Source organism: Saprospiraceae bacterium, from assembly GCA_016714025.1.
In the GTDB taxonomy this organism is placed as follows: Bacteria; Bacteroidota; Bacteroidia; order Chitinophagales; family Saprospiraceae; genus Vicinibacter.
This window is the reverse complement of the sequence record JADJOB010000002.1, coordinates 1,281,127-1,294,416: the sequence shown is the minus strand read 5'-3', so window position 1 is coordinate 1,294,416 and position 13,290 is coordinate 1,281,127. Positions and strand designations below refer to the sequence as shown.

Sequence of the window (13,290 nt, the reverse complement as noted above, 5' to 3'; positions counted from 1 at the left end):
TAAACTCTGTTTAATGATCCTTATTGAACACTGAAAATTGAGCATTGAAATTCATTCTATGCCATTTCGTCTAGACTACTTCTTTTAGTTTCTTTTCTGGTATCGGTTCCATGCTTCCAGGCTATCAACATCTTCTAATGACTCCATCAACTGATAGCTTAAATTAAGTTGTTTTAAATCGACAAGACTGTCCTTCAGTACTGTTGAACTACTCCAATTTTTATTTTGAAATAAACGTTCATGTATGCTGTTCAATCCAAGTAAATAATAACCGCCATCAAGAGCTGGACCAATGACACAATCCGCAGTATCCAATATTGAATTTGCTTGTTCGATGTGTTGGCTTGTCAGATAGGGACAATCACTGCCGATGATAATTACTTTTGAATGCTTTTGAAATACTTCACTAAATGCATTATGCATGCGCAAACCCAAATCGTTTCCGCTTTGCAGTTTTTTAATAAAAATATTGGGATCCCAGGCATCAAACAGCTCGATAAAATCACTGTAGAATAAATACTTTGTACCTAAATAGTCCGCGCATTGTTTCCGAGTAATCTCAAGCAACTGCTGGTAGATTTGTAAAGCTGGGACCTCGCCAGCCGTGGCAGCAATGCGTGTTTTAACCCGGCCTAATACAGGATTTTTAATAAATACAATAAGAGCAGCGGGACCAGACAAATAGCTTGATGAATAGTTAGCGCAGACGATCCATAGATTTTACCAGGTCCTGATCCCGACGGATGGCTCTTACAGCCAACCAGACGAGTACGATGCCGGCCATACTAAAATACATTCCATTTGCAGGAATAAATTCAGCCAATTTCTGATATTTAAAAACACTCCAGAAACAAGCGCCAATACAAAATAGCATATGCATCAAACTGGAAACGGCTGCTAAAATGATTTGCATCCCTCGTTCTTTGTAAAGAAATATGGAAATCAGGGCCATTAGAGCCGAAACACCGGAACCAATCATGATGAGCATACTTTCATTGGCATAAAATATAGCGTCTGAAAAATAGGCATCTCCCGGATTTTCTGTTTTTAATAAAATCATGGAAGGAAACCACAAAGCAGCAAAACAAATCGCTGCCAAAAACATATAAATACTTTGAATGCGTTGAATCATTGGATGAATTTAGGCCGAAAATTAGCTAGAATTGGGCATTAGCAGACAAAAAATACTGCCTGTTTCCTGTTAATTTTGCCAAATTCCAAACCGCGACTATGCCTCATTTAAGTTATTGGGAAAATTCGTTTTACTTTAAAAATACTGATGTCGTTATCATTGGTGGTGGTATTGTTGGCTTGAGTACAGGGATTTCACTTTTAGAAAAACAAGCGCATTTGCGGGTTTTAATTATTGAGCAAAACTACCTGCCTTTAGGTGCAAGTACAAAAAATGCTGGTTTTGCCTGTTTTGGCAGTCCTTCTGAACTTTTGGACGATTTAAGTAAATCCAATGCTGAACAGGTATTCCAACTATTTAACAGGCGTTTTCAAGGCATTCAAAAGCTCATCCAACGGACCGGACCGACTGCGCTGGATCTGAAACCCTATGGAGGTTACGAATTAATCCATCCTGAATTGAGCCGGATCCAGGTGGGTCAAAAAGAATTAGACTATTTAAATCAGGAAATTGAACATCAAACCGGACTAAAATCCTATTACCGGTTTAAAAACGAGGACCTGGAACCCTGGGGATTCAATCGATTTACATCCCTGATTGCAAATGAACATGAATCTTGCATCAATCCCATGTGGATGATTCATACCCTCCAGGAGCTATTTCGATCGAAAGGAGGCAAATTAATTCATGGAATTGGCATCAAGTCATGGCAAAACCGGGAAGAAGATGTTGAAATCGAATTGGAAGACACCTTCCGATTTCATGCGAAACAATTGCTTTTTTGCGTTAATGGTTTTGCAAAACGATTTTTTCCGGAACTGGAAGTAAATCCGGCCAGAAATTCAGTCTTGCTTATAGAAGCTGAAAAAATGATTCCATTCAGAGGGTGTTTTCACATAAATTGCGGATATGTCTATTTCCGCGAATTAGATGGAAAGCTCTTAATTGGAGGGGGTCGTAATTTGGATTTTAAAACAGAATCCACCGATGCTTTTGGAATTAATGAAACAATTAAAATGTATCTTATTGATTTAGTAAGACAGTACATTCTTCCCGGTCAAAAATTGAACGTAGTTGAACAATGGTCTGGAATACTGGGTTTAGGAGAAGTAAAAAAGCCAATTATCAAACAACTATCTCAAAATATCTATGTGGCTGTTCGACTAGGCGGAATGGGTGTAGCAATCGGTAGCCTGGTTGGTGAAGAAGCTGCAGACTTACTGCTCAAAAATGAAGCATTCGCATGAGTCTATCCTACTTAAGAATTATCGGGTGTTTTCTGTTATCATGCCTGACATGTTTTTCATTGCATGCGCAATCTCAAGTTGACACCAGTTCAAATAAGATCCAGGTTATTCATGCAGACGTATTTCAATTTGAGCGATTTGGTGGCAGGGAAATTCAATATTTATCGCATGATGTATTGGTACGACATAAAGCAACCTTTCTTTTGTGTGATTCAGCAATCATAGATGGAAATAAAATGACTGCAATGGGGCATGTGCGGATTGTAGAAGGAGATAGTTTACAAATTTTTGGTGACAGTCTTAAATATGATGGTGAATTATCACAGGCAGATTTTATTGGAAACATTGTTTTGAAACACCGGGATCAGGAATTGTTTACAAGCATTCTGAATTATGACTTGAAATCACGGGTTGCACGATACCCAACAAAAGGAATTTTAATATCTGAAAACGCCCGGCTTAAAAGCAATCGGGGATATTATTTTGCAAAAACTGGAACGGCTTATTTTAAAGACAGCGTAATCGTATTGTTGAATGACAGTCTGAATTTGTTATCCGATTCCCTGGTATATGAGACAAAAAATAAATTGGTTCGATTTACCGGTCCTACATTAATTGAGCAAGACAGTTTGGAAATTTATTGTGAAAAAGGGTATTACAATGTTGAATTGCAACAATCCTATTTTGGAAATTATCCAAGATATCGTCGGGGCAATCAAATTGCAGATGCACGTGATATTTACCACGATGCAATTAAAAATACAATCACCTTGGTTCATGATGGATACATTCGCGATGCAAAACAAGAAGCACGAGCTGATAGCATCGTTATTAACGAAATTACACAAGATGTAAAGCTGTTTCGGAATGCGAGTTATAAAGAAGGTGAACGATTGCTTACTGGAAATCTAATCGAATACAATCGAAAAAGTAAGTCGCTTAATGTTTCCGGAAAAACCAGTGTTACAGAAAGTGGTCGAACCATTGAAGCCCTGCAATTAAAATACGACGGAGTTAAAGACCTGGGGCAAGCCAGTGGCGGTGTTTCTGTTAAAGATACCAGCAGTGGTTATACCATTGTGTGCGATACATTTATTTATAGTAAAACCAATTACAAATATCGGGCACTTGGTGCAAGCCACCGACCCTATATTGCATCAGCTTTTAACAGCGACAGTTTGTATTTATCAGCAGACAGTTTGTTTTCAGAACGATTGCAATCGGGTACTGATAGTTTTCAGGTTTTGTATGCCTGGGGTAAGGTAAAAATTTGGAGTCCGCGATTGCAAGGCTTATGCGATTCCTTGTTTTTTTCTGGAAAAGATTCCACATTCTATTTATTTGAAAAGCCTGTATTGTGGTCAGATACGACTCAATTTACTGGAGATACGATTCACATGCTTTTATCCGGAAAATCACTCAAAGACATCTTTTTAAAACAAAAAGCATTTATTATCAATCATGATTTTACCAATCTTGAAAACCAATTGAAAGGGAGAGATATTCAAGCACATTTTGAACTTAAGAAAATAAATTACATGGATGTGCAAGGCAATGCAGAATCTGTATATTTTATAAAAGATGATGAAAAAGGATTTATAGGAACCAATTTTATTCAGTGCAGCAGCATGAGATTGAATTTTAATGCAGATGAAAAGATTGAATTTATCGATTTTTTTACTAAACCTAAAGGAAATATGTTGCCTTTACAAGATGGGCGTAAAAAATTTCTGGATGGATTTAATCCAAGGAATAAGGAAAAACCACAATCATTAGAGGAAATTATTAAAAAGGAATTCAAATGAAACGTCTGGCTCTTTATTTATTATTCTTAGCTCCGACAGTTTGTTTTTCTCAAGTCGAAAAAGCGATCCAGGCATATAAAGCCAAAGATTATCATACCGCGTTAACAGAATGGAATCAGCTTCTTGCTAATGGAATGCGAGGAGCAGATCTCTATTTTAATATCGGGAATACGTATACTGGTTTAAAAGAGTATCCACAAGCGATCCTGTATTACCGAAAAGCATTGAAGTGGGATCCAAACTGTGCTGCATGCATTAAAAATTTAAAAATCGCCGAGGCAGCAGCAGGGATCGAAACATTTGAATTACCTGAATTTATACTTTTCAAGATTTATAAATCCATCTTATTAAGCATGCAAGCATTTCATTGGTTTATGCTTTTTGTTTTGACTGTTTCCATAGGGATTGCAGGCTATTTATTCAAAGACAAAATACCTCTGTCACTTCAATCGATTCGTTTCGTGTTGTTGTTTGCTTGCATTTCCTTGTTGTTGGCGGTACACCGGGACTCGATTCGAAATGATCAGAATGGGTTTGTATTATTACAGGCAAGTCCATTGTATTTATCACCCGATCCGGGCAGTAGTAAAAAGGATGATCTAAAAGCCGGACTCTATTTGCAAATAAAAGATCAGATCCAGGGGTGGATTAAAGTTCAAACCACCGAATTAGACTTTGGTTGGGTTGAATTAAATAAAGGAACAAGGGTTATTCTATAACTCCAGGGTATTCAATAAATAAATAAGAAGAAAAACAGTTTAGAGAACGTGTACTACGTTTCGATCTTCGCGGGTCTTTTTAAAAGTAACTACACCTGCTTTAAGAGCAAATAATGTAAAATCTTTTCCAACACCAACATTAATACCAGGGTGATATTTTGTACCCCGTTGGCGCACGATGATGTTTCCAGGAATTGCTTCCTGACCTCCAAATAATTTTACGCCCAAACGTTTGCTGTTGCTATCGCGACCGTTACTAGTACTACCTTCCCCTTTCTTATGTGCCATGGCTTAAAATTTTATAGAATTAAATTTGGATGGATTCAACCTGAATTTGTGTAAAAGATTGACGGTGGCCATTCTTTTTTTCATAGCCTTTTCTGCGCTTCTTTTTATACACAATTACTTTATCACCTTTGATATGATCTAACACTTTAGCAGAAATGCTTGCACCTGCAATGTTGGGCATTCCAATGGTAGTTTGTTCACCATTTATCAGCATCAACACCTGATCAAAATTTACTTGACTACCGGTTTCGGCTTCCTGACGGTGAACATACAATTTTTGGCCTTTACTGACTTTAAATTGTTGCCCTGCTATATTAACCACTGCGATCATGACTAAGGTCTTTAAAATTGGACTGCAAAAATACTATCTTTTACGGAAAAAAATGGTTTTTATTGAAAAAATATGCCTTAGAATTCTATTAGATTTAAATTAGTTTATCTTATTCATTATCAATGATTTAAATACAAATAATCCCAGGTTACCTGTTAAGAACCGATCTGCTTGATCCCTATTCAGAGGAAATTTGGACGCAGATCTGCTTTGAAAAAAGGAGCTGGGATTACACTTTAAAATCTAGAAATTGTTGAAAATTGTAATTATTAAACACCCAGTCGCTTGGACACCCTATGCAGGATGATTCAGAAAGCTTCGAATCCCATCCAACAAAGCGTTTAGGTTTTTGACATTGAAATACATTTTAGTTTATATATATAGTTTATTGGTATACAATAATTTGCTTTTATATTAAAATTAATATTCAGAAATCATTTGCAAATAATTTCAATACAGATAACTTGTAGCAACTATTCTTAACCAATAAAAACATTGCTTTTATGAGCCAGGATCCCAAACACATCAGGAATGTCGTCTTGCTGGGCCATTCGCATAGCGGAAAAACCAGCCTGATAGAAAGCATGCTTTACGAAGCCAAAGCCATTACACGTCGCGGTACGATTGATGCCGGTAATACCGTATCTGATTTTTCGGATATCGAACAAGAGCGCAAATCGAGTTTGTTTAGCAAACTCATGCACGTAAGTTGGAAGGATTCTAAAATAAATATCATAGACACACCTGGCTCTGATGATTTTGTAGGTGAAATATTATCATCTATGAAAGTAGCGGACTTGGGAATTATGACGATTAATGGTTCGCATGGTGTGGAAGTCGGAACAGAATTAATATGGGAATATGTAGAAAAATTTCACCTTCCCGCCATGTTTGTGATCAATCAATGCGATCATGAAAAAGCAGATTTTGATACTTCACTGGAACAAGCAAAAGCTCGTTTTGGAAATAAACTGATTGCTTTTCAATATCCATTAAATCCAGGTAAAAATTTTAATGCCATCATCGATGCATTGCGCATGGTGATGTATGAATTTCCTGCTGATGGAGGTAAACCGGTTAAAAAAGAAATACCTGAATCTGAAAAAGCCAGAGCTCAGGAAATGCATACAGCAATTGTCGAAGCAGCCGCAGAAAATGATGATACTTTAATGGAACATTTTTTTGAAACCGGCAATCTGGATGAATCAGAATTGGCAGATGGACTTCGCAAAGGGATCGCTCATCAAAGTTTATTTCCTGTTTTTTGTTGTTCTGCTATAAAAAATATGGGAAGTGGCAGAATCATGGGATTTATCAATGATGTGTGTCCGTCTCCTGCCGATAGACCCAATGCCAAACTTAAAAATGGAGAATTAAAAGTGGATGCCTCCGGTCCGACAACGTTGTTTATCTATAAAACGATGAGTGAACCTAAAGTTGGACGGGTATCCTATTTCAAAGTATATTCAGGAAAAGTAAAAACAGGTGATGAATTAAATAATAATGCAAATCGGGGATACGAACGGCTCAATCAAATTTATGTTTCCAATGGAAAAAATCGTGAAGCAGTCAATGAGTTGGTTGCTGGAGATTTAGGAGTGGTTGTAAAATTAAAAGACAGTCATACCAACAATACTTTGAGCATAAAAGGTCATGATGCAGAAGTAGAACCCATCCCTTTTCCAGAACCAAGAACGCGGGCAGCTATTTCAACAGAAAATAAAAACGACCTTGAAAAATTGATTAAAGCGATTCATGAATTACAGGAAGAAGATCCCACTTTAGTATTGGAACAATCCCAAAGACTTAAACAAAATTTATTGCATGGTCAGGGACAGTTGCACATGGACTTATTAAAATATCGGATTGAAAAACTTCATGGATTGCACATTGATTTTTTAAAACCAAAAATTCCTTATCTCGAAACCATTACCAAAGCAACGGATACCAGTTACCGACATAAAAAACAATCCGGCGGAGCAGGACAATTTGCAGAAGTGCACATGCGCGTAGAACCTTTTCATGAAGGAATGGCAGACCCGGCGGGATTAAATGTCAGACAACGCGAAGCTGAAGAATTGAGTTGGGGTGGCAAATTATCCTTTTTATGGTGCATCGTTGGAGGATCAATTGACACTAAATTTTCCTCTGCTATCAAAAAAGGGATAATGAATAAAATGATCGAAGGTCCTTTGACTGGATCTTATTGTACCGATATTCGTGTTTCAGTGTTTGATGGAAAGATGCATCCGGTTGACAGCAATGATATGGCTTTTCAAATTGCAGGAACCATGGCTTTTAAAGAAGCGTTTCACTCGGCCGGTGCTCAGATTTTGGAACCGGTTTATGAATTGGAAATACTTTGTGGAGATGATGCCATGGGTGATATAATGGGTGACTTACAAACACGACGCGCTATCATTTTAGGAATGGATTCTGAGGGTCATTACAAAAAAATCAAAACAAAAGTCCCATTAGCTGAAATGCATAATTACTCTTCCAGTTTACGCTCGATGACTCAGGGCAAAGCAAAATTCAGCATGCATTTTTTAGAATATGCTCCGGTTACACCAGACATTCAACAAAAATTGATTGCAGAATATAAAGCAATTTCCAAGGATCATGAAGAGTAAGCCAAATGCAATAAAAAGTATCATCAAATTACAATATTCAGGGTGTATTCAGATTAACTTTTCTTCATAGGAAATTAATACAGCACAAATTTTATTAAATAGATCCTACATATTATTCTCGAATCATTAGAAATGTTTTTTGTATTGGTTTACTTTCAGCAAATCTTAATACAGCAAAATACATTCCACTCTTAAGTTTAGGTATGTCTATTTGCAAAGGAGCATTCTGAAATTTCAATAGTTGTTTATGAACAAGAATCCCATGTACATCAATCAGTTCTAATTGACCTACTTGTTCTTTGGAGACCAACACTGAAATTCTAACAATGCCCTGAGATGGTATGGGAGTTGCTTGCAACCATTCAGCATCATTTAATGTAGTATGATTACCTGCTACTTTTGAAAACTCAATTCCTATGGGACGTGCGTTACCAGATGCTTCTACTAAAAAATTACTAATGGTTTGAACCGTTGGTTTAAATACTTCACCAACTTTAGCATCTTCTTTAGCGGTAAGGTGGAATGTAATCCTAGGTAAAACATGATCTATTTGAGGGTCTAATGTATTCCAACAAACCCATTGAATATCATTGGGATAAATCCGATTAAATTGAGTTCCAATAAAATTTGAATAAACTGTGTCAATATGGACCAAACTTGTATCAAAATTAACATTGAATTGCAAACCAAATAATTTCATACTATCTGAAAATTCAAAATCTAACACGTAGTTAAGATTTCTTTCCAATAATTGATTTTTTACTTTCCAATTAACCGGGTCACCTTGGATTTGACTTACTGGATTGAAGAATGAAACGTTTGGAAATAAATTTTCTCTGTCAATATCACCTCGTTGACAAAATCCCATTTTTTGTAATGTATTAGCATTAAAGTTAAGATCTGTTTCTGTGCCTAATAAAACGCCGGAATCATTTAAAAATCTTGCCAAAGGTTTTGCGATACAATCATCTTTAACAATATTCCCAAGTATAAATTGGAGTGTTTTATAAAGATCCAGCAAATTAATTTCTCCATCGCAATTGGTATCGGCACTTAAATAATTCATGGCTGATGGATATCGACTCGAATGAACAATCATACGAGATGCTTCGATGATATCAGCTGGTGAAATATTCCAATGATCAAAAGCAAAATCTAATGAATTTATAACAATTGATTTCGGATTTGATATAGAAGAAATAGTCCCTTCAAATCGCATTGGATACCATTTGTTAGTAATTGTCGTTGGATGAAGTTTATTATCTTCTGTTCTTATACTTAATTCAATCTTATTTGTTTCATCTTCAAAATAGCGATAATCTGATAAAATATTACAATCTACCTTCAAATTAAGCATTGAAACCGGAAAGCAAAAGGAACTACACGAACTTACATTTCCCGCATTGTCGTGCGCATAAATTGTGATGAAATTATTAGAAGTATCCAAACCAACTAATAATAAAATCAAATCAGCATCTTCTAATCTACCTTCCCTGTCAAAGGTAATTTTTACCCGGGGTGAACAATTATCAACTACAGATTTTACAAATTCAGAAGCATAAATCTGTACATTTCCACACCAACCAAGCATTAATGTGTCTATCTTTTTACAAATTAAAACCGGTGGCTCCGTATCTGGAAAGCAATCTTGTGCATCCGAAATTTTTGGAATGAACAAGCAAATTAAAAGAATACTGAATAGGATCCTGCTTTGTAAGTTCCTAAAATATTCTGTATTTAACTCATGTGTGTTACTTGGTTTCATAGATTCTATTTCAGGTCTTTCAAATTTAGCACATTTATTTACAAACATTGGGATTATTTTTTCCTACGAATATCTTCGTATTTACATAAAACCGGGTATTTTTGTCGTTAATTCCTTGCTTTTAGTCTATGAATCTAACTGCATTAGAACTAAAGACTATTTTTGAACTTAAATACTATAATACAATGCGATTTTTAGCTCTTTGTCTGTTTTGCCTATTGGTTACGCACAATTCCTTTTCACAAACCAAAATCAATGCTTCAACCTTTGGATCACTGGAAGCCCGTGCACTGGGACCTGGGACCATGAGCGGAAGAATCACAGCCATTGAAGGCGTCAATACTGAACCCCGAACCTTGTACATTGGAACTGCTGGTGGAGGCGTTTGGAAATCTACCAATGCCGGTGCTTCCTTCAAACCCATTTTTGATAAATATTGCCAGTCTATTGGTGCCATCGCCATTGATCAGGCAAATCCTTCCACACTGTATGTAGGTACCGGAGAAAGCAATATGCGTAACTCCGTATCCATTGGGGTGGGATTGTATAAATCTACGGATGCGGGTGAAAACTGGGTCAAAATTGGTTTGGACAGTACCGAACACATTTCAAAAATTATAATTGATCCAAAAAATTCAAACACCATTTATGTAGCCGCTCCCGGTGCTTTGTGGTCTGACAGTCCGCATCGCGGACTTTATAAATCCATCGATGCCGGTAAAAGCTGGACCAAAATATTATACATCGATCAAAAAACAGGTTGCGCCGATTTGGCAATTCACCCAAATCAACCCAACATACTTTATGCCACCACCTGGGAATTCAGACGCAAAGCTTTTACGTTTGAATCTGGTGGAAAAGGATCTGCTTTTTATAAAAGTGAAGATGGGGGTGCAAACTGGCGCAAAATAACCAAAGGATTGCCAGAAGGTGATTTTGGCAGGGTGGCGATTGCATTGGCACCCAGCGCCCCTGAAAATTTATTGGCTATTGTAGAATCCAACAATACCGGCTTATACATTTCGTCAGATCATGGGGAATCTTGGAAATCACAAAGTGCCACACTCAATGTGGTGTCTCGCCCATTTTATTTTTCAACCTTGGTTATTGATCCAAAAGATCCTAAACGGGTGTATCGTCCGGCTTTTCAATTTTCATATTCAGATGATGGTGGTTATTCATTCAATGATGCGAGTTACGATGGCGGATGGGTACACAGTGATCACCACGCCCTTTGGATCAATCCACAAAATACCAGCAACATGTATCTGGGAACCGATGGAGGCGTATACATCAGCAATGACCGGGGTGCGACCTGGATTTTTTGTCACAATTTACCTGTTGGTCAATTTTATCATGTAGCGATTGATAACGAAAATCCTTTTAGAATTTATGGCGGATTGCAGGACAATGGTTCCTGGGTAGGTCCCAGTGCAAATCCCGGTGGCATTGGCAATGGAGATTGGAAAACGGTCTATTGGGGAGATGGATTTTGGACGGTACCGGATCCACTGGATTCTAACATTGTTTATGCTGAAAGTCAGGGAGGCAATTCAGCCCGGATTGATTTAAGGACTTTCAAATCCTATAATATAAAACCACAGCAAACCGCATCACAAGAAAAATTACGATGGAATTGGAACAGTCCAATTGTTTGTGGTGCAAAAAATAAGAAAAACCTCTATGTTGCCGCACAATATATTTTCAAATCAACAGATCAAGGAAGAAACTGGTCTGTTATTTCGCCGGATCTCACTACCAATGACAAGAAAAAACAACAACAGGAAAACAGTGGTGGATTAAGCGCAGACAACACCAGCGCAGAAAACCATTGTACTATTTTCACCCTTACAGAATCTCCACTCAATGAAAATTTAATTTGGGCCGGCACAGACGATGGAAATTTACAACTCACAACTGATGGCGGCAAAACCTGGAAAAACTTATCTGGCAATTATATAGCAACAGGCGTCCCTCCACAGACCTGGATCAGCAGTATCGAAGCATCCAACTTCGATCAAAATACTGTTTACATAACCTTAGACAATCATACTTATGGAGATCATCAAACCTATGTAATCAAATCAACTGATTTGGGTAAAACATTTACCAGAATTCAAAGTAAAGAGTTTACTGGATTTGCTCATAAAATCAAAGAAGATCTCGTCAATAAAAATGTATTGTTTCTGGGAACTGAATTGGGATTGTTTGCCAGTTTAGACGGTGGAATGGAATGGTTTCGAATGAAGAATAATATTCCGGATTATGCATTGACACGGGATATTCAAATTCATCCACGCGAACATTCATTGGTCGTAGGAACCCATGGCCGTGGGATTTATGTCATCGATGATATTTCTGTAATCCGAAACATGAGTAAAAGCATTGCTGAAAAAAACGTAGTGCTGTTTGATACAAAAGAAATGGAATTGACAACTGGAAAATATGGAGGAGGATCCCCTTTTAGTGGAGGCTGGGTTGCAGGAAATCCAGACGATATAAAACCCTTTCAATATTATTTGAAAGATCGTGTAATGAATGGTGAAGTTAAAATGGAAGTGCTGGATATGGAAGGAAAATTAATTCAGGCACTCAATACGACTAAAAGAAAAGGAATCAATAAAGTGTACTGGAATCAACGCATGAAACCTGCAAAAGTCGCTGAAGGTGGAACCAAGTTGGATTTTGGTGCTTTCGGAGCTCCAAAAGTATTGCCAGGAAATTATCAACTAAAATTGGTTGTAGGAAACCAAACTTATCTCGATACCTTTCAATTGATTCACCAGGATAAAGAAAATTATTCTCTTTCCGATCGTAAACTTCAGTACGAAGTTTGCATGAAATATTATTATATGCACGAACAACTCGCGCGCACAGTAGAATCAATTTCCAATCAACAAAAAGAGATTCGCGAGTTAAAAGATAAAATGAAAAACAAAAAGAATGTGATCCTGGCGCAACGATACCTTGATTCATTAGAACAATTACGCAGTAACTTATTAGCGACTAAACAAAAATCCATTTTTGCTGACGAAGAAAAATTACGCGAACGAATTTCTGATGCATACGCCAGTGTGGTAAGCGAAGAACAACGACCCTCCAATTTAGTTATCGATCGCATTCAAACATTGCAAGCAGAAGTTTCAAAATCCGAATCCGATTTTAAAACCATTCAAAATCAATTTCACAGCAAATACGAAAAAGCAGTTAAGCAGGAAAATCTAACAAGAAATATGAAGCCATAGATCAAGAGGCAGGAGTGAGTGTACAGTTGTCAAAAAAATCTATTTTTTTTTGTCGAATAAATTAATATTTCCCGAGAGTCCGCAGGATTCTCGAACCGCTCCCATAATTCGTAATTCTTAATTCT

10 protein-coding genes are annotated in these 13,290 nt (G+C 37.1%); 5 read left to right on the top strand and 5 right to left on the bottom strand.

Annotated elements, in window-relative coordinates:
• Nucleotides 1-84 precede the first annotated feature (84 nt).
• Together IPJ80_08385 and IPJ80_08380 are read right to left on the bottom strand one after the other, a co-directional pair.
• Nucleotides 85-681: a TIGR04282 family arsenosugar biosynthesis glycosyltransferase gene (locus IPJ80_08385; GenBank protein ID MBK7913504.1), complete on the bottom strand. Its 597-nt coding sequence runs from the start codon at nucleotides 679-681 to the stop codon at nucleotides 85-87.
• A gap of 16 nt (nucleotides 682-697) precedes the next feature.
• Nucleotides 698-1,132 carry a DUF4293 domain-containing protein gene (locus IPJ80_08380; protein MBK7913503.1) on the bottom strand — a complete coding sequence of 145 codons (435 nt, stop codon included), beginning with the start codon at nucleotides 1,130-1,132 and terminating at the stop codon, nucleotides 698-700.
• Nucleotides 1,133-1,230: 98 nt separating this feature from the next.
• On the opposite strand from IPJ80_08380, the gene IPJ80_08375 reads away from it, so the two are divergent.
• From IPJ80_08375 to IPJ80_08365, 3 genes are read left to right on the top strand one after another with little or no spacing between them, the layout of a single operon-like run.
• Nucleotides 1,231-2,379: an FAD-binding oxidoreductase gene (locus IPJ80_08375; GenBank protein ID MBK7913502.1), complete on the top strand. Its 1,149-nt coding sequence runs from the start codon at nucleotides 1,231-1,233 to the stop codon at nucleotides 2,377-2,379.
• Nucleotides 2,376-4,184 carry a hypothetical protein gene (locus tag IPJ80_08370; protein MBK7913501.1) on the top strand — a complete coding sequence of 603 codons (1,809 nt, stop codon included), beginning with the start codon at nucleotides 2,376-2,378 and terminating at the stop codon, nucleotides 4,182-4,184. Before IPJ80_08375 ends, IPJ80_08370 begins: the two co-directional genes overlap by 4 nt.
• A complete protein-coding gene (locus IPJ80_08365) occupies nucleotides 4,181-4,903 on the top strand; it encodes a tetratricopeptide repeat protein (protein ID MBK7913500.1) in 723 nt (240 codons plus the stop codon). The genes IPJ80_08370 and IPJ80_08365 overlap by 4 nt, the downstream gene beginning before the upstream one ends.
• A 39-nt stretch (nucleotides 4,904-4,942) precedes the next feature.
• Here the strand turns inward: IPJ80_08365 and rpmA are convergent, their stop codons facing one another.
• A complete protein-coding gene (gene rpmA, locus IPJ80_08360; protein MBK7913499.1) occupies nucleotides 4,943-5,191 on the bottom strand; it encodes a 50S ribosomal protein L27 in 249 nt (82 codons plus the stop codon).
• 19 nt (nucleotides 5,192-5,210) lie between these two features.
• The gene (rplU, locus tag IPJ80_08355) at nucleotides 5,211-5,522 is read right to left on the bottom strand and encodes a 50S ribosomal protein L21 (protein ID MBK7913498.1); all 312 of its coding nucleotides are present in this window, start codon (nucleotides 5,520-5,522) and stop codon (nucleotides 5,211-5,213) included.
• Between the two features lie 503 nt (nucleotides 5,523-6,025).
• On the opposite strand from rplU, the gene IPJ80_08350 reads away from it, so the two are divergent.
• Nucleotides 6,026-8,155, top strand: coding sequence for an elongation factor G (locus IPJ80_08350; GenBank protein ID MBK7913497.1), 2,130 nt, complete (start codon nucleotides 6,026-6,028; stop codon nucleotides 8,153-8,155).
• Between the two features lie 112 nt (nucleotides 8,156-8,267).
• Here the strand turns inward: IPJ80_08350 and IPJ80_08345 are convergent, their stop codons facing one another.
• On the bottom strand, nucleotides 8,268-9,920 hold the full coding sequence (locus IPJ80_08345) for a hypothetical protein (GenBank protein MBK7913496.1): 1,653 nt from the start codon (nucleotides 9,918-9,920) through the stop codon (nucleotides 8,268-8,270).
• 185 nt (nucleotides 9,921-10,105) lie between these two features.
• Here IPJ80_08345 and IPJ80_08340 point away from each other — a divergent pair, with 185 nt between their 5' ends.
• Nucleotides 10,106-13,165: a glycosyl hydrolase gene (locus tag IPJ80_08340; protein ID MBK7913495.1), complete on the top strand. Its 3,060-nt coding sequence runs from the start codon at nucleotides 10,106-10,108 to the stop codon at nucleotides 13,163-13,165.
• Nucleotides 13,166-13,290 lie beyond the last annotated feature (125 nt).